Source organism: Paenalcaligenes sp. GW821-LYS-B07-1, assembly GCF_058803365.1.
Genome location: NZ_CM179516.1, coordinates 1582020 through 1605194 on the forward strand (window position 1 = coordinate 1582020; position 23175 = coordinate 1605194).

Sequence of the window (23175 nt, forward strand, 5' to 3'; positions counted from 1 at the left end):
AAAGGGAAGAGTCATGCTTGAAGCAAAAAACCTGCAATTAACTTTTAACCCTGGTACTCCGATTGAGACTCGCGCATTGCGAGGAGCGTCACTGACTATTCCTAGCGGTCAGTTTGTGACAGTGATTGGGTCTAATGGTGCTGGTAAATCCACATTTTTGAATGCGGTGTCCGGCGATCAGAGCGTAGACGATGGTCAGATTCTCATCGATGGTAAGGATGTGACCCGACTGCCGGTATGGAAGCGTGCTGATATGGTGGCCCGTGTATTCCAAGATCCTATGGCGGGCACGTGTGAAGACTTGACGATTGAAGAGAACATGGCATTGGCCTCTAGGCGGGGCCTGGGCCGTAGTTTGTCGCGTGCCGTACAGCTCAGTATGCGTGACGAGTTTAAAGCCAAACTAGAAACGCTAGGGTTGGGTTTAGAGAACCGTCTGACGGATCGTATTGGGTTGTTATCGGGTGGTCAGCGACAGGCCGTAAGTTTGCTGATGGCAGCATTACGCCCTTCGCGTATTTTGCTGCTGGATGAGCATACGGCTGCTTTGGACCCACGTACAGCAGATTTCGTGTTGGGGCTTACTGCACGCATCGTGGAAGAGGGCAAACTCACTACCATGATGGTCACGCATAGTATGCGTCAGGCCTTGGATGTGGGTGACAGAACCGTGATGTTGCACCAAGGGCAAGTGGTGTTAGATGTGAGTGGTGAAGAGCGAAAAGGTATGGAGGTGACTGATCTACTTCATATGTTTGAAAAAGTACGTGGAGAAAAAATCACTGATGATGCTTTGCTTCTAGGGTGATGAGTTAGTTTTTTGTTACAAAAGACCCTATACGACTGTATGGTCGTTTTTGTGAAAAACAAATAATCCATATATACTTTACGTCTCACTATCCACGTCTACTGGCGCGGTGTGTCTATAGTCTATTGAGATTCAGGAGTTTTTCATGCTGAAATCCCGCCCTAAGGCGTGGCGTCCGCTACGAGTATTGTTCTTAACTAGTGTGGTTCTGCTTGCAGCATGCGGTGATAAAGATCCCCAACAGCAAGCAGGAGGCGGCATGAAGGTTCCTGTCAGCGTCGTGACGGTGAGTACTGCACCGACGGCGCTGTATCAGGACTTGCCAGGCCGCGTGGAAGCCATCAAAGAGGCACAAATTCGTGCTCGAGTAACCGGTATTCTTGAAGAAATTAACTTCAAACAAGGTACTGATGTTACGGAAGGCCAGCATCTGTTTAGTATTGATCCAGATACATATAAAGCGTTGCGTGACCAAGCTGCTGCACAATTGCAAAATGCGCAAGCAGATGCAAAAGCCGCTGCCTCATTGGCACAGCGCTACCAGATACTGATCAAAGAAAATGCGGTAAGCCGTCAAGAATACGACAACGCGATGGCGCGTAATGCTCAAGCGCAAGCTGCTATTGCTGCTGCACAAGCCAACCTGAAAACAGCTGAGATCAATCTAGGCTACACCAAAGTGACATCCCCCATTAACGGGCGTATTGGTAAAGCCATTGTGACTGAGGGGGCGTTGGTGAATGCTACTGAAGGTACTCAATTGGCTGTGGTTCAACAGTTGGATCGTGTGTATGTAGACATTCGTCGTCCTGCTAGCGAATTGATGTCCTTGCGTAATGCGATGGCTGCGGGTGAGTTAACGCAAGACGCCGAAGGCGCCAAAGTGACTGCCTTGTTTGATGATAATTCCCAATACGACCAAGCTGGCGAACTGCTGTTCTCTGGTGTGTCGGTAGACCCATCAACAGGCCAAATCAACCTGCGTGCTGAATTCGCTAACCCAGACAACATTTTGCTGCCAGGCATGTTCGTGCGTGTGCGTTTGCAAAACGGGGTAGACGAGAAAGCTATCTTGGTACCAACACAAGCGATTCAGTATTCCAGCGGCGGTGCAACTTCTGTGTTTGTAGTTAAAGAAGGTGTGGTTGCTGCAGTACCTGTGAAAGTAGGTACTACATATGGCGACAAAATCTTGGTGAACACAGGGTTGGCAGCGGGTGACGAGTTGATCGTTGCTGGCTTCCAGAAAATTGGTCCGGGTGTACCTGTTCAGCCTACACCTTGGAAATCTGGCCCTACAAGCACTGAAAACGCAGAAGAGTCTGCTGAAGCCGCCACACCTGCAAAAGATGAGGGTGCTGAGCAAGCTCAAGGCCAAGACGCAGCTAAAGCAAGCGAGTAAAGTTTATGCCACAGTTTTTTATTGAACGCCCCATTTTTGCATGGGTGATCGCGCTAGGGATCACCCTGCTCGGGCTACTGTCGCTACCGCTAATGCCGGTAGCGCAGTACCCGGATGTTGCGCCACCTTCTGTCACGATTACTGCTACCTACCCAGGTGCAACTGCAGAAGACGTGGCCAGTAACGTTGCTAACGTTATTGAAAACGAGCTGAACGGTGCCAAAGGTCTGTTGTACTACGAATCTGTTAGTGACTCTTTTGGTCAAACCCAAATTACAGCAACGTTCAAACCCGGTACCGACCCTGACATGGCTCAGGTGGACGTACAGAACCGTATTTCCAACGTACAGGCAGCATTGCCTACAGCGGTGGTTCAGCAAGGTTTGAAAGTAGAGCAGGGTAATGCGAGTTTCTTGCTGGTAGTCACACTGTCGTCGGAAGCCGGTGGCATGGACCAAACAGAACTGGCTGACTACGTCAAACGTAACGTGCAAAACACCATTTCACGTGTACCTGGTGTAGGTAAATTCCAGTTGTTTGCATCCGGTAAAGCAATGCGTATTTGGGTAGATCCCGAAAAACTGGTTAGCTATAACCTGAGCATGGCTGAGGTGAACGCTGCAGTGGCCGCACAAAACAACCTGATTTCAGGTGGTATTTTGGGTGCTCCACCAAACCCAGATAGCCAACGTGTAGCTTCGCCTATTATTGTGAATGGTCAGTTGAGCACTCCTGAAGAGTTCAATAACATCATTCTGCGTGCAAACTTGGATGGTTCTTCGGTCAAAATGTCCGACATTGCTCGCGTAGAGGTGGGCTCTGATAACTATCAGTTTGGTGCAAGGTTAAACGGTAAGTCTACAGCAGCGTTTGCGGTGTCGTTGACCCCAGATGCGAACGCGTTGGAAACCGCCGAAGGTATTAAATCTCAGATGAAAGCACTGTCTGAGTTTTTCCCTGAACAAGTTAGTTATGCTATTCCTTACGATACATCCCCCTACATTCAGACCTCTATTCAGCAGGTGGTTGAAACACTGCTAGAAGCGATGTTATTGGTGTTCGTGGTGATGTTCGTATTCTTGCAGAACATTCGCTATACCGTTATTCCTGCACTGGTGGTGCCTGTCGCTATTTTGGGTTCACTAGGTGTGATGAATGCCATGGGCTTCTCTGTGAACGTGTTAACCATGTTCGCGATGGTACTGGTGATTGGTATTCTGGTGGATGATGCGATCGTTGTGGTTGAGAACGTCGAACGTATCATGGCGGAAGACGGCTTGCCTCCTAAAGAGGCAACTGAAAAAGCAATGCCGCAGATTACTGGTGCGATCGTTGGTATTACGCTGGTGCTGACCGTAGTGTTCTTGCCGCTGGCCTTTATGTCTGGTTCGGTAGGGGTGATTTATAGACAGTTCTCCGTCGCGATGGCGGTGTCTATTGCCTTCTCTGCGTTCTTGGCATTGAGCTTTACCCCCGCACTGTGCGCAACCATTTTGAAACCTGTACCTAAAGGTGAGCACGGCGATAACCGACGTGGCTTCTTTGGACTGTTCAACCGCAGCTTTAACAAGCTGACGGATGGTTACGAAGGGATAATTAAAGGCTCATTGAAACGTACTGGTCGTATGATGCTGGTATATCTGGCATTGGTAATCGCTGTAGTGTTTATGTACATGCGTATGCCTACTGCCTTCTTGCCAGAAGAAGACCAAGGTTTTGCTTTCGCAAACATCGAATTGCCAGCTGGTTCTACCGCTAACCGTACGATGGACACCATCGAAGCAGTGGAAGACTACTTCTTTAAACAGCCGCAGGTAGAAAACCTGGTGACTGTGCGTGGTTTCAGTTTTAACGGTAACGGTCTGAATGCTGCATTGGCGTTCGTGATGCTGAAAGACTTTAAAGAACGTAAAGGCCCAGAAAACTCAGCGCAAGCTGTGGCTGGCCGCGCAACGGGTGCGTTGCTGATGGGTCTGCCTGACTCTATCGTGTTCTCTATTGTTCCTCCTGCCATTACGTCGTTGGGTAACTCCTCCGGTTTTGATGTGCGTTTGGAAGACCGTGCAGAACTAGGTACAACTGCATTGTTGAATGCAACGCAAGAGTTGCTGGACAAAGCAGGCAACAGCCCAGTCTTGAAAGATGTACGTTTGACTGGTTTGTCACCAGGTCAGCAGTGGAAAGTGACTATTGACCGTGAAAAAGCCGCCATCCAAGGTGTGGACTTTAATGAAGTTGCTAACCTGCTGAGCACTGCACTGGGCTCGTCCTATCTGGGTAAATATACCAGTGAAGGTTGGGTGCAAAACGTGTGGGTACAGGCCGATGAACGTTTCCGTATGAACATCGAAAACGTGATGAGCCTGCAAGCGAAAAACAGTCAGGGTGAAATGGTACCACTGCGTACTGTGGTGACCGCTGAGCCTATCAAAGGCCCAATACAGATTGTTCGCTATAACAGTTACCCAGCAACACGTATCAGTGGTGGCGCTCAAGATGGCTACACCAGTGGTGACGCGATGGCTGAGATCGAACGTTTGATTTCTGAATTGCCACGTGGTTTTGGTTACGAGTGGACAGGTTTGTCCTATCAGGAAATTCAAGCTTCAGGTCAAAGTATGATCTTGATGGGCTTGTCGGTACTGGTGGTGTTCATGGTGTTGGCGGCATTGTATGAAAGTTGGGCTATCCCGCTATCAGTGATGTTGTCTGTACCGTTAGGGGTGCTGGGTTCGGTGCTGTTAACGAGCGCGATGGGCATGGCTAACGACGTGTACTTCCAGGTGGGTCTCGTGACCATCATTGGTTTGGCGGCGAAGAACGCGATTCTGATTGTGGAGTTTGCTAAAGATGCGGTTGCCCGAGGTGACGATCTAATCGAAGCCACGGTTGAAGCAGCTCGTCTACGTTTCCGCCCAATTCTGATGACATCGTTCGCCTTTATTTTGGGCGTAGTACCTCTGGCTATTGCGAGTGGTGCAGGTGCAGCCAGCCAGAACGCGGTAGGTATTGGTGTGCTGGGCGGTATGTTGGCCGCTACACCATTGGCCGTGCTGTTTGTGCCTACCTTCTTTGTAGTGATTCTGAAATTGTTTAAAACGCAGCCCAAGTTATTTGGTGCAGCAGCTGCAGCCGCAGCGGCAGAAAAAGCCGCACACGCTCAGCCTAGTACCGGGGAGCAAAAATGATAAAAGCTAAGCTCAGTACACTTAGCGCAGCATTGCTGCTAGCAGGGTGCTCCTTTGCTCCTAAATACGAGCAACCTGAAATGCCTGTTTCTGCTGATTACCCTGCCTATGTGCAGGGTGCGGCAGAGGCCAGTTCAGAGGCCAGCTTGGAAACGCTGGGTTGGAAAGAGTTTTTCAATGACCCGCGTTTGCAAGCGCTGATCGCTCTATCGTTAGAAAATAACCGCGATATGCGTATCGCGGTGGCACGTGTAGATGAAGCACGTGCTCAGTATGGCATCGCCAGAGGGGAGCAGTTCCCCTCTATAGGTGCAGCGGCTAATGGCCAGGTAACTCGCAACCCTGAAAACATGCGTTTGCCTGGTTCGTCGTCAGTCAGCAAAACTTTCCAGACAGGGGCGGCTGTGACCTCCTTTGATCTGGATTTCTTTGGCAAGTTGCGTAACTTAAGCGAAGCCGCTTTTGAGCAATACTTGGCAACAGAGGAAGCGCAACGTGCGGTACGTATTAACGTCGTAGCTCAAGTGGCTGAAGCGTATTTCCGCTTGCGTGCCGCACAAGAACTGCAAAGCGTGATGCGCAGCACTGAAAAGAGCCGTTTGGAAAGTTTGCGTCTGACCAAAGTGTCGTTTGATGCAGGCAGCACATCCGAGCTGGACTTAAACCAAGCTACTTTGCAGTTGGAAACAGTACGTGCCGACCTAGAAGAAGCCAAGCGTAATGAAATGCAGGCATTGAATGCCTTGACGCTGTTGGTGGGTACACAGTTGCCAGAAGATCTGCCTAAAGAGAAAGCTTTTGGTCACGAGCAGTTGGTCAGCAATATCCCTGTAGGTTTGCCTTCCGACTTGTTGCAAAGACGTCCCGATATTATTGCGGCTGAGCACGTATTGCGTGCGTCTAACGCAAATATCGGTGCAGCACGTGCCGCGTTTTTCCCCTCTATTTCCATTACAGGTTTGCTAGGTTTTGCTAGCCCATCCTTGGATAATCTAGTGGGGTCATCGCATCGTTTCTGGCAGTACTCACCACAAATTTCGTTGCCGATTTTTGCGGGTGGCAGTATTCAGGCTGCGCTAGATGTAGCTGAAGCTAGAAAAATCATCTCGGTCGCGCAATACGAGCAAAGTATTCAAAACGCGTTCCGAGAAGTTGCTGATGCATTGGCTGGCGAGGCAACCTACAGCTCACAGTTAGATGCTACTAAACGCATGATTGCTTCGGCAGACCGTACGTTAGAGTTGGCTAACTTGCGCTACAAAACAGGTGTAGATAGCTTCCTGCAAGTGCAAAGTGCTGAAGTGAATTTATATGGAGCACAACAAGCCGGTATTCAGATTAGCCTGGCTTCGTTGATTAACCGCATTTCGCTGTACAAAGCGTTAGGCGGTGGCTGGCAGTTGGATGAGGAGGTCGTAGAAGCCAATGATTGAGTTGGGTGTAAATATTGATCATGTGGCGACGCTGCGTCAGCAGCGTCTGACCACGTATCCTGATCCATTGCTCGCAGCGCAACGCGCCGAAGATGCAGGTGCAGACTTGATTACCTTGCACCTGCGCGAAGACAGACGTCATATACAAGATGCCGATGTATTTGCAATGCGTCCGTTGCTGCGTACCAGAATGAATCTGGAATGCGCGATCACCACCGAAATGCTGGAAATTGCCTGCAAGGTTAAACCAGACGATGTGTGCTTGGTACCCGAAAAACGTCATGAACTGACTACTGAAGGTGGTTTGGATGTAGTGGGCCATTTTGATCAGGTAAGCGCAGCAGTGAAGCAACTGCAAGATGCAGGCATTCGTGTATCACTTTTTATTGATGCTGATGCTGCTCAAATCGCCGCTGCCCAAAAAGCGGGTGCTACAGTTATTGAGTTGCACACTGGAGCTTTTGCGGACGCCGTAGGCCCTGAAAACCAAGCTATACAACTGCAACGTATACGTGAGGGTGCAGCGCAGGGTGTGGCATTAGGATTGCGTGTGAATGCAGGCCACGGTTTGCATTACGGTAATGTACAAGAAGTTGCCGCCATTCCTGGTATTGCAGAACTTAATATTGGCCATGCCATCGTTGCCCAAGCGGTATTTGATGGTTGGGAAAAAGCAGTGCGTGACATGAAAGCCTTGATTGTCACAACCGACCAGCAACGCCCTTAAGCGCTGCGGTGTATTAAGTTTTTGTAAGGAGTTGATGTGTCTGTCATCTCAACACTTTTGAGCCGTAATTCGGTAAAAATGGTGCAAGGTCCAGGCCCTAGCCAAGAACAGCTAGAGCAGATTTTGCAAACGGCAATGGTGGCACCTGATCATGGTAAGTTGCGTCCTTGGCGCTTCAAGCTGATTCGTGGTGAGGCTGTTGAGCAATTGGGCGATTTGTCAGTGCAGGCAATGGCCGAAGAGGGCATGGCAGTGGCGCCTACAAAAGAAGCGTCCATTCGCGCATGGCTGAAAGATGTACCGTTGTTGATTGCGGTGGCTTGCCACTTAGATCACAGCAACGAGCGTATTCCTGAGCATGAGCGGTTGCTGGCAACAGGTGCGGCAGTGATGAATATGCTGAATGCTGCCCACGCTTTAGGTTTGGGGGCGTACTGGAGCACTGGCTTGGGGACGTACACGCATAAAGTGCCAGAAGCCTTGGGTTTTGACTCCTTGGACTACAGCTTTATGGGTTTCGTTGTAGTGGGCTCTTTGCCTGATAATGTACCTGTAAAAGAGCGTCCTAATTTCAGCGATTACGTAGGTGAGTGGAAAGGGCTATAACGCCAACTGACCTGCTAAAGCATGAAAGAAAAACAGCCTCTGATGATTCAGGGGCTGTTTTTTTTATGCGTATGGGCTGTGTCACAGTACCGTATTTGTTTGGGCGTTCGGCGCGGCGGGTAGAGTCAGGCTGCCAAACACGTATATGGCTAGGTTTGGCTTTAACAGTACAGTTAATGAATTACTCGTTAACTAGCCAGAGCGCCCAAATTATCCAAAATAGGGCATTCCGGGCGTTCATCGCCATGGCAACACAGGGTTAAGTGTTTAAGTGTGTTAGCCATGTCTTGCAGCTCAGCCGCTTTACGTTCTAGTTCATCTATATGTTGCTGAGCCAATTGTTTGACCTCAGCGCTACTACGATCTTGGTTATGCCAGAGGGCGAGTAGTTCTTTAATCTGCGCCAATGAAAAGCCTAAACTTCTGGCACGTTGAATAAAGCGTAAGCCATGCAGGTCGCGTTCTGTGTACAGTCTGTAGCCGCCTTCTGAGCGCGCACTAGGTTGTAGTAAGCCCTCACTTTCATAGTAGCGAATCATTTTGCTGCTGAGTTGGCTGCGTTCCGCTGCAACGCCTATAGTGACTGCGTGATTCATAGTTGAACTCCTTGTACTGGCAGCCTTGTGGGTATGCCGCTATAGAGTTATGCGCCTGCCGTGTAAACACGTTGATCGCTCAATGTGGATGGCGAGAGTGTTGCAGCGCAGAGGTTAGTGATGCGATAAAAAAGCTGCTCTGTGTAGAGTATGAACCTTACCATAATGTTAAGGTCAAACTACGAAGCGGTTGTGCTGCGAAATGCCATCAAAGCGCTGGTTCGGGCTGTGATGTCGCTATTTTTACAGTACTCTACAGAAGTGTATAACAGCTTTTTTATATATATTGGAGTCAGTTATGAAGCATGAGTTCACAGTAGCCGACATGACATGTGGTCATTGCGTGAAAACTATCACTACAGCGATCCAGAAAGAGTGGCCTGCGGCGATAGTCGTGGCAGATACGGCAACGCATCGTTTGAGCGTTGACGTAGAGGCTGATGCCGCAGCCGTGGCAGCAGTGGTAAAAGAAGAAGGTTATACCCCTGTAGCAGCGTAAGAGGTAGCCGCGTGTAGTTAGCAGTACTCTAGGATGGCGATATAACAGCAGAGGAAAGCATGAATATACTGAATGTTGATGTGGCAATCATTGGTGCAGGAACCGCCGGCATGACGGCATACCGTCAAGTGCTACGACGGGGTAAAACCGCTGTGCTTATAGAAGACTCACATTACGGTACTACCTGCGCGCGAGTAGGCTGTATGCCTTCTAAATTGCTTATTTCCGCTGCTGATCATCGCCATGCTATTGATGAAGCCCCAAAATTTGGCGTCAATGTAGATACCACTACCGTCGCAGTGGATGGTGTAGCGGTCATGGATAGGGTAAAGCGCGAGCGAGATAGATTTGTTTCGTTTGTGGTCAGCGATGTAGAAGGTTTTGATGCTGACACCAAGTTATGGGGTACGGCACGTTTTGTTGATGCCAATACACTAGAAGTGGGTGATCATTCGCAGGTCAAGGCCAAAGCCTTTGTGCTGGCTACGGGTACCAGCCCACGCACACCGGCTGCCCTAAAAAACTTAGGCGAAAAGCTCTTAACGACGGACGAGATTTTCTACTGGGATGATTTACCCAAAAGCATTGCTATTTTAGGCACCGGAGTGATTGGCATGGAGATAGGACAAGCCTTGCACCGCTTAGGTGTTAAGGTGACGATCATCAACCGTAGCCAACGTATTGCAGGCATACAAGACCCTAAAGTAGCCGAGAACGCACGTAGTGTGTTTGCCGAGGAAATGGACATACGTTTCGATACGCAAATTACGCATGCCGAGCGTCAAGGCCACGATGTACAGCTAACTTTGCAAGACGCGCAGGGCGCCGAAAGCCTATTGACGGTAGAGTGCGTGCTCAATGCAGCAGGCAGGCAGCCAAATGTTGAAAAACTGAATCTTGCGGCAGCAGGTGTGACGGTTGATGCTAAAGGCAAGCTTAGCTTTAATGAACACACCTTGCAGGTAGAAAATAAGCCTATCTTCTTAGCCGGTGATGTGAATGGCTTGCATCCCATTTTGCACGAAGCGGCTGATGATGGACGTATTGCTGCCGATAATGCCGTGAACTGGCCTATAGCGCCTCAAGCGCCAGCTAGACGTTGCCCTATGAAGGTGGTGTTTAGTAATCCGCAAGTGATGTCGGTAGGACGGGCGTTTTCGCAGTTACCTGCTGATGTACGTATTGGTGAAGTCAGCTTTACAAACCAAGGGCGCTCACGTGTGATGCTAGAAAACAAAGGTGTGTTGCGCGTGTACGCGGATAAAAACACCGATGTGTTTCTAGGAGCAGAAATGGTGGGGCCATCTGCCGAGCATTTAGCTCATTTGCTGGCGTGGTCAGCACAACAGCAACTCACCATCAAAGAAATGCTGAGAATGCCGTTCTACCATCCGGTAGTAGAAGAGGGTTTGCGTACTGCATTGCGCAATACGCATTCCGCCTAACAGCTTACAGCAGCTTGCGTACGGCTTCGGTCAAATCTTCTACAGATTCGGAGTCGGACGCCAGCACACGAGCTTTGCCGCGTTCATCAAAAATGTAAACCCCGCGACTATGGGCCACTTCGTAGTAGTCGGAGTCGGCTTCGGTGGGTTTTTCGATTTGGAAGGCTACGCGATAACGTCTGGCTAGATCAGCAATGGTTTTCTCGTTGCCGGTCAAACCTATGGCATTAGTATCAAAAGCATCCACGTAAGCTTTGAGAATTTCCGGTGTATCACGGTGAGGGTCTACGCTCACAAATACCACCTGTACTTTCTCGCCATCATCGCCCAAGTTGTCTACCACGGCAGAAAGCTGTGCCATGGTGGTAGGACAGATATCAGGGCAATTCGCGTAACCGAAAAACATGAGCACGACTTTGCCTTTAAGGTCGTCTTGCGTCACGTGTTGGTTGTCTACGGATTGCAGATCGAATTTCAGATCAGGCAGAAAGCCCGTCACAGGGTGAATTTGTGATTCGGCGGCCAGTAAGGGGCCAGCAAAAAGTACGCTGCTGCCTAATACTAGGCTTGCTGCTACGCGTTTGCCCAGAGAACGAAGAGTGAACTTTGTCATAAGCCTATACAAACACCCCCACCAAAAGGTGGGGGATAAAGGGATTAGGATTGTGCCAACATACCACTGTGGCGCAGCAAAGCGTCAATAGACGGATCACGGCCACGGAAAGCTTTGAATGAATCAGCAGCAGGGCGTTCGCCGCCTACAGCCAAGATTTCATCCAAGAACTTGCGTCCGGTTTCTGGGTTCAGCGTATTGCGGCTATCACCCTCTTGCAGTGCAGTTTCTTCAAACGCGCTGTAGGCATCAGAAGACAATACCTCAGCCCATTTGTAGCTGTAGTAGCCTGCGCCATAACCACCAGCGAATAAGTGCGAGAACGCATGTGGGAAACGGTGCCATTCTGGCGGGAAGATTACCGCTACTTCTTTGCGTACCTGATCCAATGTGCCCAAAACATCTTTGATGGAGAGGCCTTGATCTTGCTGGTGAATCAGCATGTCAAACAGCGAGAACTCGATCTGGCGCACCATTTGCATACCGCTTTGGAAGTTCTTAGCAGCAAGCAGTTTGTCGTACAGAGCGCGTGGCAGAGGTTCGCCAGTTTCTACGTGGTGAGACAGTTTCTGTACTACTGGCCATTCCCAGCAGAAGTTTTCCATAAACTGTGAAGGCAGTTCGATGGCATCCCACTCTACGGCAGAAAAAGCGGATACAGCAGGCTCATCTACACGGGACAGCAAGGCGTGCAACGCATGGCCACTTTCGTGGAAGAGGGTGATCACTTCGTCGTGTGTCAACAAAGATGGTCTGCCTTCTTGCGGTTGTGCGAAGTTGCACACCAGGTACACAACGGGTACTTGGGTGGAAGTGCCTAACAGTTTACGGTCACGTTCGCCGTTCACCCATGCGCCACCTTGTTTACCAGCACGCGCATACAAGTCTACGTACAAGTAACCCAGTGTGTTGGCGTTTTTGTCTTGTACTGCATAGGCTTGCACATCAGGGTGCCAACCAGGTTCTTGTGTAGGTACAAACTGCACGCCGTACAGTGTATGTACAACGTCAAACAAGCCTTTCATGACTTGTGGCTCGGTGAAGTACTGACGTACTTCATCTTCGGAGTACGCGTAGCGGTTTTCGCGCAGGCGTTCGGCTACAAATGCCATATCCCACGGCTGCAGTTCGTTCATATGCAAGCTGACACGAGCAAATTCTTTCAATTGCTCTAAGTCAGTGCGGGCAAAACTGATGGATTTTTGCGCCAGAGTACGTAGGAATTCCAACACTTGTTCTGGGGTGTCGGCCATACGTGTTTCTAAGCGCATGTGCGCGAAACTGTCATAGCCTAGCAAACGGGCCTCTTCAGCACGCAAGCTTAGCAATTGTTCGATGGTTTCAGAGTTATCCCACTCAGGCTTGCTGCTTTGCTCGGAAGCAATGGTGGCATAGCCTTTGTACATGGTCGCGCGCAGGTCTGCGTTTTTAGCGTACTGCATCACAGGTAGGTAGCATGGCATTTTCAGCGTGAGCAACCAACCTGTTTTGCCTGCTTGGGTAGCAGCGTCTTTAGCAGCGGTTAGTACATCGGCAGGGATGCCTTCCAGCTCGCTTTCATTCTCAACCAGCAAGGTCCAGTGATCAATGCTATCCATCACATGTTCAGAAAAACGTTGTGATGCGGCAGCTTGCTGTTCAGAAATTTCGGCGTAACGTTCACGTTTTTCGCCCTGCAGCTCTACACCGCTTAAGCGGAAATTACGCAGTGCTAATTCAATGACGCGTTGGCGTGCAGGGCTAAGGGTAGCGAACTCAGCACTGGCGGCCAAGTTCTTGTATTGCGTGAACAACTGCTCGTTCAGCCCCAACCACGTGGAGAACTCCGTTACTTTGGGTAGGCACTGATTGTAGGCCTCACGCAGTTCAGGCGTGTTCACGACAGAGTTCAGGTGTCCTACGATAGTCCATGCGCGCCACAGCGGCTCTACGGCGTCTTCCAATGGGGTAACCACGTTATCCCAAGAGCTGTCGCTCACGTGCTCTACGGCTTGCACAGCGCTTTTGGCGCTTTGCAGTAGTTGATCAATAGCGGGTATAACGTGTTCGGGCAGAATGGCCGAGTAGTCAACCAGTTGGTTGACTGGCCCAAGCAGGGGATTCGTCATTTAACTCTCTTTGTTTGCGCGGCGCTCAGCAGCTTCCAACGTATTGACCAGCAACATCGCAATGGTCATTGGGCCCACACCACCTGGAACAGGGGTAATGGCAGAAGCAACTTGGCTGGCACTAGCGAACTCTACGTCACCGGCCAGTTTTCCGTCGTCTAGGCGATTGATGCCCACGTCGATGACTACGGCGCCAGGTTTGATCATGTCACCCTTAATCATATTGGGTCTACCTACCGCAACTACAAGTACGTCGGCTCGGCGAGTATGTGCTGCCAAGTCACGAGTCTTGGAATTACAGAGGGTTACGGTAGCACCAGCAGCCAACAGCATCATAGCCATAGGTTTGCCAACAATATTGCTAGCACCCACGATTACTGCTTCAGCACCACGCAAGGAAACTTGTTCAGATTCCAGCATTTTCATGACACCGTAGGGGGTGCAAGGGCGAAACAGTGGTTGGCCAGTCATGAGCAAGCCAGCGTTACTAATGTGAAAGCCGTCTACGTCTTTGGCAGGAGAGATACTTTCAATCACCAGATGCTCATCTAAATGAGCAGGCAGAGGCAATTGCACCAAAATACCGTCTACGCCATCGTCTTGATTGAGTTTTTCAATCAGTGTCAGCAGCTCGTCTTGAGTGGTGCTGGCAGGTAAACGAATGACATCAGAGTTGATGCCTGCTTTTTCGCAAGCCAGAGCTTTGTTGCGTACGTAGACTTGGGAAGCAGGATCTTCACCAATCAATACTACGGTCAGGCCAGGATGAATGCCTTTGGCTTTTAGCTGCTTGACGTCCTCGGCAACTTGCTCGCGAACGCTTTGTGCTAAGGCTGTGCCCGAAATGATCCTGGCTGGTGTACTGCTCATGCTAGTTTTCTCCGCTTTGTACCAAGGCAATCTTCATCAGATCTGCCACAGTGGTAACTTCAAGTTTTTCCATAATATTTGCCCGGTGTGCCTCAACAGTTTTGATACTGATGTTGAGGTCTCCGGCGATTTGTTTGTTCAGACGGCCTGCCACAATGCGCTCTAGCACTTGTTGTTCGCGAGCAGTCAAGCGTGACAGCACTTCTGCGTGTGTACGTTTAGCGTGCGCTTGATCAGCCATAAGGCTGGCTTGTTCCATCATGCGTACTACAACGGCACGCAGGTCAGCTTCGTTAAACGGTTTTTCTAGGAAGTCTACGGCACCTTTTTTCATGGTGCTGACCGCCATAGGTACATCACCGTGACCGGTAATGAATACGATAGGAATAGGGGAGTTGCGGGCAATCAGTGCTTCTTGCAGTTCAAGACCGCTCATGCCAGGCATACGTACGTCAGCAATCAGTACGCTAAGTTGTGTGGTGTCGTAAGAGCTGAGGAATTCTTCAGCAGACGCAAAGCACTGCACTCGGTAACCATTAGCCTCAAGCAGCCACCGCAAGGAGTCACGAACGGCTTCATCATCATCCACAATAAAAATCGTGCAGGGAATCGGGGTACTACTCATGCTTGTATCTCCTTGGGGCTATCGGTGGTTGGTTGCATTACGTCTTGCGCACAGGGCAAAGAGAATCGGAATATTGTTCCACCTTCTGGATTCTCCACTGCCCACAAACGACCATGGTGTGATTCTATAATGGTTCTACAGATGTTTAAGCCCATCCCCAGACCTTCTGATTTGGTGCTGTAGAAAGGCTCGAAAAGGCGCTCGGGGTTTTTGAGTCCATAGCCCCTGTCGATGACGGCGACCTCTAACATTTGATCGTAAAGTGAAATGTTCACATGAAGGATATGATAATCGCTTCCTTCCATCGCTTCTACGCCATTTTTTAGCAAATTGAGTAGTACTTGCTCAATAAGGATGGGGTCAGCTAACACCATAGGTAGGTGCTCAGGAAGCTCAACGGCTATTTCTATACGACGTTTGCGTGCATCTATGTCTGCAAAGCTTACCGCATTATCAATGATTTGCGTAATGGGAACCGCTTGGCGACGCGGTTCGCTACGTTTCACAAACTCACGGATACGGCTAATGATTTTGCCGGCGCGTTCTGCCTGTGCAGCGGCTTTTTCCAAGGCTTCTAATAGTTGCTCTGGCTTGGCTTTACCACTACGCACCATCGCTACAGCACCCATGCTGTAGTTATTAATGGCCGTCAATGGCTGGTTAAGTTCGTGCGCTAACGACGAGGCCATCTCACCCATGGTGGTTAACCTACTAGTGAGTTGGATTTTGTCTTGTTGCACACGTGAGGCTTCTTCATGTTTGCGGCGTTCGGTGATGTCTCGGGCTACCTGCAAGCGCACACGACGACCATCTGTCCAAGCCAGCATACGGTGGTGCACTTCAAACCAGCGTTGTGCTTGTGCTGAGTAGGTTTCTACCGTTTCATCAGTAAAGCGTCCCAAACGTCCACCTAGCAACTCTTCGTGTCCGTGACCTTGCGCGCCAAAGAAGCGTCGGTAGGTACGGTTGGCAAACAGCAGCTCTAAGCCTTCGGGTGTGTCGGCGGTCACTGAGATAGCATCGTCCAAACCTTCTAGCACCGTCATAAAGCGCTCGTGTGCGGCCGTCATGGCTTCACGTATACGCTTAGGTTCGGTGATATCTGTCATGGACGTCATCCAGCCTATTTGCTCACCATTAGGATCGCGCAAAGGCGATACATACATGCGGGCTGTGAAGCGCGAGCCATCGCGGCGCTGTGCTTCTACTTCTAGACCACTATTGGGAGTGCGTCCAGACAGGATCAGGTCTAGCACCTCTTGATGATGAGAGTGTCGCCCGGGAACCCAGTAAGGGAAGGGGGCGGTGCGGCCTATAAGGTCAGCCTCGTTCCAGCCTATCATTCGGCAGAAAGCAGGGTTAACGTAGGCGATACGGCCACTCATATCAAATACACGCATACCGGTAGACATGGAGTTTTCCATGGCTCGTCTGAAGCCGGTTTCGGCAATCAGGGCGGCTTCAGCGCGTGTACGGAAGCGTGTGTAGCGCCATAGGGCTAACAAGCTAAATACGATCACCAGAGACAGCGCGGCAATTACCATGGTTAGGCGTTGCTGGCGGGTCTCTTGGTCTATGGGAACCACCATCACGCTATCGTGTTGCAGGCGCTGCAACCAGATAAATACGCCCATCACACATAAGTAGAGAATCAGTACGATGACAGGCGTAAGCCAGTAAAGACCGCGTCTATTGTGACGTGCCTGATCGTAAAACGTATTAGGTATAAGTGATTTTTTTACGGAGTTTGCCATAACAGTAATCGTAAAAAGCTGGGAGCATTGTAAACCTTAACGCTCGTTGATACTTTTCACATTATAAAAACTATTACCATAAAATGAAATTTTGCTTGAGATAACCTTTTTTCTTTCCTAGAATAGAATTGATAAATAGGCATGATCTGCCTAAATACTGTACGGGTCCGGTCAATCTGTTATGGTCTGAAAAGCAAACATTACAACGCAGATGAACATCGCAGCACGGACTTCTATCAATAAAACTGGAGACGCTATATGTCCTCTCTTGACCAAAACAGTAATCCAGCCAGCGCCAATCCCGACGCAGCTCTTGAAACACAAGAATGGCTAGAAGCTTTAGAGGCCGTGCTTGATCGTGAGGGCCCACAACGTGCCCATTACCTGTTGGAACGCCTAACTGACTTGGCGCGCCGTTCAGGTTCTAACATCCCTTACTCTCCGCACACGGCTTACTTGAACACCATCCCTGTAGGGTTGGAGCCAAATAATCCTGGTGATTTGGCGATTGAGGAACGTATTCGCTCGTATATTCGCTGGAACGCGATGGCAATGGTGGTAAAAGCCAACCAAGAAACGCCTGCCGATGGCGGCAGCTTGGGTGGTCACATTGCATCGTTTGCTTCCTTAGCAACCATGATTGAGTGTGGTCAGAACCACTTCTGGCACGCTGAGAACGAAAATCACGGTGGCGACTTGGTGTACTTCCAAGGTCATACCTCTCCAGGTATGTACGCCCGTGCGTTTTTGGAAGGCTCTTTGACCGAAGAGCAAATGGATAACTTCCGTCAAGAAGTAGACGGCAAAGGCTTGTCCTCCTATCCTCACCCTAAATTGATGCCAGAGTTCTGGCAGTTCCCTACTGTATCCATGGGTCTTGGCCCACTGATGGGTATTTATCAGGCTCGTTTTCTGAAATACCTGCATGCGCGCGGCATTCAAGACACTAGTGGCCGTAAAGTATGGGTATTCTTAGGTGATGGCGAGATGGACGAGCCAGAATCCTTGGGTGCTATTGGTGTAGCAGCACGCGAAGGTCTGGATAACCTGATCTTTGTTGTGAACTGCAACCTGCAGCGTCTGGATGGTCCTGTACGTGGTAACGGCAAGATCATTCAAGAATTGGAAGGCACCTTCCGTGGTGCTGGCTGGAACGTGATCAAACTGATCTGGGGCGGCTACTGGGATCCATTGTTGGCTCGCGACAAAGAAGGTGTGTTGCGCCAAGTAATGGAAGATACCATCGACGGTGAGTACCAAGCGTACAAAGCCAATGACGGTGCTTACGTTCGTGAGAACTTCTTCGGTAAAGATCCTCGTCTGCTAGAAATGGTAAGCCGTATGAGCGACCAAGATATTTGGCGCTTGAACCGTGGCGGTCACGATCCAAACAAAGTGTATGCTGCATTTGATGCTGCTGTGAAACACGAAGGTCAGCCTACTGTGATCTTGGCCAAAACCATTAAAGGTTACGGTATGGGTCATATTGGTCAGGCTAAAAACCCGACTCACCAGCAAAAGAGCTTGGATATAGATTCCATCCGCGAATTCCGCGATAGATTCAATATTCCAATTTCTGACGACAAACTGACAGATTTACCGTACTTCAAACCGGCAGATGATTCTCCAGAAATGCAGTACATGCAAGCACGTCGTAAAGCGTTGGGCGGTTACTTGCCTAAGCGTCGTGCCAAATCTAGCGAGAAACTGACAGCGCCTGAGTTGGAAGTATTTAAAGCGATACTGGAGCCTACAGCCGAAGGCCGTGAAATCTCCACTACACAAGCCTTTGTACGTGTACTGAACCAGTTGCTGCGTGATAAAGAATTGGGCCCACGTGTAGTACCTATTTTGGCTGACGAATCCCGTACATTTGGTATGGAAGGTTTGTTCCGTCAGATCGGTATTTACTCTGCTGTAGGCCAGAAGTACACACCAGTCGATAAAGACCAGGTGATGTACTACCGTGAAGACAAAAAAGGTCAGTTGTTGCAAGAGGGTATCAACGAGCTGGGCGCGTTTAGCTCCTGGGTCGCTGCTGCTACGTCGTACTCCAGCAATAACAAGATCATGATCCCGTTCTTTATCTACTACTCCATGTTCGGTTTCCAACGTTTTGGCGACTTGGCATGGGCAGCTGGTGATATGCAAGCGCGTGGTTTCATTCTGGGTGGTACGGCCGGTCGCACAACACTGAACGGCGAAGGTTTGCAGCACGAAGACGGTCAAAGCCATATTCAAGCTTCTGTGATTCCAAACTGCGTGTCTTACGACCCGGCATTTGCTCACGAAGTGGCAGTCATCATGCGTGACGGTCTGCGTCGTATGGTTCAAGAGCAAGAAGATGTGTACTACTACATCACGCTGATGAACGAAAACTACGCACAACCAGGTCTGAAATCTGGCGACGAAGACGGCATCCTACGCGGTATGTACAAATTCAAGTCTGTTGATGCAGGCAAACTGAAAGTACAACTAATGGGTTCTGGTACGATCTTGCGCGAAGTTATCGCTGCTCAAGAACTGCTAGAAAAAGACTGGGGTGTAGGTTCCGACGTATGGAGCGTGACCAGCTTTACAGAATTGCGTCGTGAGGGTTTGGATTGTGAGCGTTACAGCTTGCTGAACCCTGCTGATAAGAAAGCACCAGTACCTTACGTGACACAGAAGTTGGCTGAAACCGATGGTCCAATCGTCGCTTCTACTGACTACATCAAAGCATTTGCTGACCAAATCCGTGCCTTTGTACCTGAAGGTCGTATTTACCGTGTATTGGGTACTGACGGTTACGGTCGTTCTGATTATCGCTACAAACTGCGTGAGCACTTTGAGGTTGATCGTCATTTTGTTGTATTGAGCGCGCTGCGTGCATTGGCCGATGAAGGCAAACTGCCACGCGAAAAAGTGCTGGAAGCAATCAAAAAGTACGGCATCAATCCCGAGAAAGCCAATCCGCATCACGCCTAAGGAGTAGATAAATGAGCAATTTGATTGAAGTCACTGTTCCTGACATCGGCGACGACGGTGAAGTGGATGTGATTGAGCTGCTGGTTGCCGTTGGCGACACCGTAGAGGTTGAGCAAAGCTTGATTACCGTTGAATCCGATAAGGCTTCGATGGAGATCCCATCGTCACACGCTGGTGTGGTGAAGTCGTTGAAAGTAAAAATCGGCGATAAAGTAAAGCATGGTTCCTTGATTCTGGAACTGGATGCAGCCGGTGCCGCGGAGGCTCCTAAAGCAGAGGTTGCCGCTGCGCCAGCGGCGGCTCCTGCTGCCGCAGAAAAACCTGCTGCAGCACCAGTTGCTACAGCAGCGCCTGCCGCTGCAGAAACAACTACATCCATCATTACTGTACGTGTGCCAGATATCGGCGATGCCCGAGATGTAGACGTGATTGAAGTGCTGGTCGCTGTGGGTGACACCATTGAAGCGGATCAAAGCCTGATCACACTGGAAACTGAAAAAGCGTCCATGGAAGTACCTTCCAGCCACGCTGGTGTGATTACTGCGCTGAAAGTGAAAGTGGGTGACACGGTTAGCGAAGGCTCCGACATTCTTGAACTGCAAGTAAGCTCTGCTGCTCCTGCAGCAACGCCTGCGGCTCCAGTGGCTGAAGCATCTAAAGCAGCAGCGGTTGCCTCCACAGCAACTGAAGTGGTGAGTTCCGCCGCTGGTGTGGCTGCATCCCAATCACCAGTACGTGAGTCGCCTACAGCCGCTTTTGCTGAAGCAGCTGTGCCTCTGCGCAATTTGCCTCATGCATCTCCATCCGTGCGTAAATTTGCACGTGAGTTGGGCGTGAACCTGACTAAAGTGAATGGTTCTGGTAACAAAGGCCGTATCACCGCTGACGACGTACGTCAGTTTGTGAAAGCTGCGTTGGCGGGTGGTGCTGCGCCTGCAGCAGCGGGTGCATCGTTATCTGGCGGTGGGTTGGATCTGTTGCCATGGCCAAAAGTCGATTTCAGTCGCTTTGGCGAAGTGGAAGCCGCTCCGCTGTCACGCATCAAGAAAATCTCTGGTGCCAACTTGCATCGCAACTGGGTCATGATTCCTCACGTCACCAACAACGAGCAAGCAGATATCACTAGCCTAGAAGAGTTCCGTAAACAGCTGAATGAAGAAGGCAAAAAAGCAGGTACACGTGTGACCATGCTGGCGTTCTTCATCAAAGCGGTGGTTGCTGCACTGAAGAAATTCCCAGAGTTCAACGCATCGTTGGATGGCGATAACCTGATTCTGAAGAAATACTTCCATATTGGTTTTGCTGCCGATACGCCAAATGGCTTGGTAGTGCCTGTGATCCGTGACGCTGACAAAAAAGGCGTACTGGAAATCGCTAAAGAAACTGGTGAGTTGGCTGGTTTGGCTCGCGAAGGCAAACTGGGTGCTGCACAGATGCAAGGTGGTTGTTTCACCATTTCGTCCTTGGGCGGTATTGGTGGTACAGACTTCACACCTATCATCAATGCACCTGAAGTGGCCATCATGGGCTTATCCCGCTCTAGCGTACAGCCTATCTGGAATGGCAAAGAGTTCGAGCCACGCCTGATGTTGCCAATGTCGCTGTCTTATGACCACCGTGTGATTGATGGTGCATCGGCTGCTCGCTTCAACGCTTACATAGCGACACTGCTGGCGGATTACCGTCGCATCTTGCTGTAAGGAGCCGTTATGAGCATGATTGATTTGAAAGTGCCTGATATCGGTGATTCCGGTGAAGTAACGGTGATTGAGCTGTTGGTGAACGTTGGCGATACCATCGAACTGGAACAAAGCCTGATTACGGTTGAGTCCGACAAAGCGTCTATGGAAATCCCAGCTGCAGAAGCTGGGGTGGTCAAAGAAGTGTTGGTCAAACTGGGCGACAAAGTAAAAGAAGGCTCTGCCATCGTACGTATAGAAGCGACTGGTGCAGCAACAGAGGCGGTTCCTGCTGCCGCTGCGGCACCTGTAGCAGCGGCTACGGCCGCCGCGCCAGCGCCTGTACAAGCTCCCCAAGCTGCACAGCACAGCGGTGCAGCCGATGGTGAGTACGATGTAGTGGTGTTGGGAGCGGGTCCTGGCGGATACTCCGCTGCGTTCCGTGCTGCTGACTTAGGCATGAAAGTAGCCTTGGTTGAGCGTTACAGCACACTGGGTGGCGTATGTTTGAACGTAGGGTGTATTCCATCCAAAGCGTTGCTGCACAGCGTAGGTGTGTTTGAGGCGGCTAAAGCCTTGGCCGATCACGGTATTCGTTTTGGCGAAGCCAAGATCGAGCTAGACGCACTGCGTGACTACAAAACATCCGTTATCGGTAAGTTGACTGGCGGTTTGGCTGGTATGGCCAAAGCCCGTAAAGTGACTGTAGTGAATGGCGTGGGCGCGTTTGTAGACCCTCACCACATTTCAGTACGTGCGGCAGATGGTAAAGAGCAAGTGTTGAAATTTGCATCGGCCATTATCGCTGCAGGTAGCCAGTCTGTGAAACTGCCATTCTTGCCTGAAGACCCACGTATTGTGGACTCTACAGGGGCGTTGGAATTGCCATTCCTGCCTAAGAAAATGCTGATCGTTGGTGGTGGCATTATCGGTCTGGAAATGGGTACAGTGTACTCAGCTCTGGGCGCACGTTTAGACGTGGTAGAGATGCAATCCGGCCTGATGCAAGGTGCAGACCGCGAAGCCGTAAAAGTTTGGCAGAAAATGAACGAACACCGTTTCGATCACATTATGCTGAACACCAAAACAGTTTCTGCTGAAGCACGCGAAGACGGTATTTGGGTCAAGTTTGAGGGCGATAAAGCCCCAGCAGAAGCTCAGCGCTACGACTTGGTATTGCAAGCCGTAGGCCGTACGCCTAATGGCAACAAGATTGGTGCAGACAAAGCGGGTATTGCTGTGACTGACCGTGGTTTCATCAACGTAGACAGTCAGCAACGTACTAACGTGCCGCACATCTACGCGATTGGTGACATCGTAGGTCAACCTATGTTGGCGCATAAAGCCGTACACGAAGCCCACGTAGCAGCAGAAGTGATTCATGGCGAAAAAGCCTTCTTTGATGCACGTGTGATTCCTTCTGTTGCGTACACTGACCCAGAAGTAGCGTGGGTAGGTATGACCGAAGAAGAGGCCAAGAAAGAGGGTATTGCCATTGAGAAAGGGCATTTCCCATGGCAGGCTTCTGGTCGTGCGATTGCTAATGCACGCGACGAAGGCTTCACTAAGCTGATTTTCGACGCAGAAAGCAAACGTATCCTAGGTGGAACCATCGTAGGTACGGGCGCTGGCGATTTGATCAGCGAAGTGGCGTTGGCCATTGAAATGGGTGCGGATGCTGTTGATATTGGCAAAACCATCCACCCACATCCTACCTTGGGTGAGTCTGTGGGTATGGCGGCAGAGGCTTCATTGGGTGCATGCACCGATTTGCCACCTGTACGTCGCAAGTAGTTTTTTCGTCATTAACCTGACGTCAGTAATGGCAGGTGCTATCATTAGCACCTGCTGTTTT

At 50.2% G+C, this 23175-nt stretch carries 17 protein-coding genes; 11 read left to right on the forward strand and 6 right to left on the reverse strand.

Annotated elements, in window-relative coordinates; translation table 11 throughout:
* The first annotated feature begins 13 nt into the window (after window positions 1-13).
* The 6 genes from AC3QL0_RS07515 (at window position 14) to AC3QL0_RS07540 (ending at window position 8164) form a co-directional block, all read left to right on the forward strand.
* On the forward strand, window positions 14-808 hold the full coding sequence (locus tag AC3QL0_RS07515) for an ABC transporter ATP-binding protein (protein WP_493010779.1): 795 nt from the start codon (window positions 14-16) through the stop codon (window positions 806-808).
* Between the two features lie 145 nt (window positions 809-953).
* On the forward strand, window positions 954-2210 hold the full coding sequence (locus tag AC3QL0_RS07520) for an efflux RND transporter periplasmic adaptor subunit (protein ID WP_493010780.1): 1257 nt from the start codon (window positions 954-956) through the stop codon (window positions 2208-2210).
* A 5-nt stretch (window positions 2211-2215) separates the two neighbouring features.
* A complete protein-coding gene (locus AC3QL0_RS07525; protein ID WP_493010781.1) occupies window positions 2216-5398 on the forward strand; it encodes a multidrug efflux RND transporter permease subunit in 3183 nt (1060 codons plus the stop codon).
* Window positions 5395-6831: an efflux transporter outer membrane subunit gene (locus AC3QL0_RS07530; RefSeq protein WP_493010782.1), complete on the forward strand. Its 1437-nt coding sequence runs from the start codon at window positions 5395-5397 to the stop codon at window positions 6829-6831. Before AC3QL0_RS07525 ends, AC3QL0_RS07530 begins: the two co-directional genes overlap by 4 nt.
* The gene (locus tag AC3QL0_RS07535) at window positions 6824-7558 is read left to right on the forward strand and encodes a pyridoxine 5'-phosphate synthase (protein WP_493010783.1); all 735 of its coding nucleotides are present in this window, start codon (window positions 6824-6826) and stop codon (window positions 7556-7558) included. The genes AC3QL0_RS07530 and AC3QL0_RS07535 overlap by 8 nt, the downstream gene beginning before the upstream one ends.
* A gap of 36 nt (window positions 7559-7594) precedes the next feature.
* Entirely contained in the window at window positions 7595-8164 is a 570-nt protein-coding gene (locus AC3QL0_RS07540; RefSeq protein WP_430223408.1) for a nitroreductase family protein, read from the forward strand.
* Window positions 8165-8352: 188 nt separating this feature from the next.
* Here AC3QL0_RS07540 and cueR read toward each other — a convergent pair whose 3' ends face one another.
* On the reverse strand, window positions 8353-8760 hold the full coding sequence (cueR, locus tag AC3QL0_RS07545) for a Cu(I)-responsive transcriptional regulator (protein ID WP_493010784.1): 408 nt from the start codon (window positions 8758-8760) through the stop codon (window positions 8353-8355).
* A 298-nt stretch (window positions 8761-9058) separates the two neighbouring features.
* Between cueR and AC3QL0_RS07550 the strand changes: the two genes are divergently transcribed.
* Complete coding sequence (locus tag AC3QL0_RS07550; RefSeq protein WP_493010785.1) at window positions 9059-9259, forward strand: heavy-metal-associated domain-containing protein; 201 nt, start codon at window positions 9059-9061, stop codon at window positions 9257-9259.
* Window positions 9260-9318: 59 nt separating this feature from the next.
* Window positions 9319-10704 carry a dihydrolipoyl dehydrogenase gene (locus AC3QL0_RS07555; RefSeq protein WP_493010786.1) on the forward strand — a complete coding sequence of 462 codons (1386 nt, stop codon included), beginning with the start codon at window positions 9319-9321 and terminating at the stop codon, window positions 10702-10704.
* Between the two features lie 4 nt (window positions 10705-10708).
* Here the strand turns inward: AC3QL0_RS07555 and AC3QL0_RS07560 are convergent, their stop codons facing one another.
* Genes AC3QL0_RS07560 through AC3QL0_RS07580 form a run of 5 tightly spaced genes read right to left on the reverse strand, consistent with a single transcriptional unit; the run spans window position 10709 to window position 16674 of the window.
* Complete coding sequence (locus tag AC3QL0_RS07560; protein ID WP_135865031.1) at window positions 10709-11317, reverse strand: SCO family protein; 609 nt, start codon at window positions 11315-11317, stop codon at window positions 10709-10711.
* Between the two features lie 44 nt (window positions 11318-11361).
* Window positions 11362-13425, reverse strand: a complete 2064-nt coding sequence (locus AC3QL0_RS07565; protein ID WP_493010787.1) for a M3 family metallopeptidase — start codon at window positions 13423-13425, stop codon at window positions 11362-11364.
* Entirely contained in the window at window positions 13426-14295 is an 870-nt protein-coding gene (folD, locus tag AC3QL0_RS07570; protein WP_493010788.1) for a bifunctional methylenetetrahydrofolate dehydrogenase/methenyltetrahydrofolate cyclohydrolase FolD, read from the reverse strand.
* 1 nt (window position 14296) lies between these two features.
* The gene (locus AC3QL0_RS07575) at window positions 14297-14920 is read right to left on the reverse strand and encodes a response regulator transcription factor (RefSeq protein WP_135865022.1); all 624 of its coding nucleotides are present in this window, start codon (window positions 14918-14920) and stop codon (window positions 14297-14299) included.
* Complete coding sequence (locus AC3QL0_RS07580) at window positions 14917-16674, reverse strand: PAS domain-containing sensor histidine kinase (protein WP_493010789.1); 1758 nt, start codon at window positions 16672-16674, stop codon at window positions 14917-14919. Before AC3QL0_RS07580 ends, AC3QL0_RS07575 begins: the two co-directional genes overlap by 4 nt.
* A gap of 258 nt (window positions 16675-16932) precedes the next feature.
* Between AC3QL0_RS07580 and aceE the strand changes: the two genes are divergently transcribed.
* The 3 genes from aceE to lpdA are packed head-to-tail and all read left to right on the forward strand — an operon-like array spanning window position 16933 to window position 23114.
* On the forward strand, window positions 16933-19641 hold the full coding sequence (gene aceE / locus AC3QL0_RS07585; RefSeq protein WP_493010790.1) for a pyruvate dehydrogenase (acetyl-transferring), homodimeric type: 2709 nt from the start codon (window positions 16933-16935) through the stop codon (window positions 19639-19641).
* An 11-nt stretch (window positions 19642-19652) separates the two neighbouring features.
* Entirely contained in the window at window positions 19653-21341 is a 1689-nt protein-coding gene (aceF, locus tag AC3QL0_RS07590; protein WP_493010791.1) for a dihydrolipoyllysine-residue acetyltransferase, read from the forward strand.
* A 9-nt stretch (window positions 21342-21350) separates the two neighbouring features.
* On the forward strand, window positions 21351-23114 hold the full coding sequence (gene lpdA, locus AC3QL0_RS07595; RefSeq protein ID WP_493010792.1) for a dihydrolipoyl dehydrogenase: 1764 nt from the start codon (window positions 21351-21353) through the stop codon (window positions 23112-23114).
* Window positions 23115-23175: the final 61 nt, after the last annotated feature.

Coding starts and splice junctions, on each gene's coding strand:
- lpdA (WP_493010792.1), top strand. CDS start 21,351: ATGAGCATGATTGATTTGAAAGTGCCTGATATCGGTGATTCCGGTGAA.
- AC3QL0_RS07525 (WP_493010781.1), top strand. CDS start 2,216: ATGCCACAGTTTTTTATTGAACGCCCCATTTTTGCATGGGTGATCGCG.
- AC3QL0_RS07575 (WP_135865022.1), bottom strand. CDS start 14,920: ATGAGTAGTACCCCGATTCCCTGCACGATTTTTATTGTGGATGATGAT.
- AC3QL0_RS07560 (WP_135865031.1), bottom strand. CDS start 11,317: ATGACAAAGTTCACTCTTCGTTCTCTGGGCAAACGCGTAGCAGCAAGC.
- AC3QL0_RS07580 (WP_493010789.1), bottom strand. CDS start 16,674: ATGGCAAACTCCGTAAAAAAATCACTTATACCTAATACGTTTTACGAT.
- folD (WP_493010788.1), bottom strand. CDS start 14,295: ATGAGCAGTACACCAGCCAGGATCATTTCGGGCACAGCCTTAGCACAA.
- cueR (WP_493010784.1), bottom strand. CDS start 8,760: ATGAATCACGCAGTCACTATAGGCGTTGCAGCGGAACGCAGCCAACTC.
- aceE (WP_493010790.1), top strand. CDS start 16,933: ATGTCCTCTCTTGACCAAAACAGTAATCCAGCCAGCGCCAATCCCGAC.
- AC3QL0_RS07535 (WP_493010783.1), top strand. CDS start 6,824: ATGATTGAGTTGGGTGTAAATATTGATCATGTGGCGACGCTGCGTCAG.
- AC3QL0_RS07550 (WP_493010785.1), top strand. CDS start 9,059: ATGAAGCATGAGTTCACAGTAGCCGACATGACATGTGGTCATTGCGTG.
- aceF (WP_493010791.1), top strand. CDS start 19,653: ATGAGCAATTTGATTGAAGTCACTGTTCCTGACATCGGCGACGACGGT.
- AC3QL0_RS07515 (WP_493010779.1), top strand. CDS start 14: ATGCTTGAAGCAAAAAACCTGCAATTAACTTTTAACCCTGGTACTCCG.
- AC3QL0_RS07520 (WP_493010780.1), top strand. CDS start 954: ATGCTGAAATCCCGCCCTAAGGCGTGGCGTCCGCTACGAGTATTGTTC.
- AC3QL0_RS07530 (WP_493010782.1), top strand. CDS start 5,395: ATGATAAAAGCTAAGCTCAGTACACTTAGCGCAGCATTGCTGCTAGCA.
- AC3QL0_RS07555 (WP_493010786.1), top strand. CDS start 9,319: ATGAATATACTGAATGTTGATGTGGCAATCATTGGTGCAGGAACCGCC.
- AC3QL0_RS07565 (WP_493010787.1), bottom strand. CDS start 13,425: ATGACGAATCCCCTGCTTGGGCCAGTCAACCAACTGGTTGACTACTCG.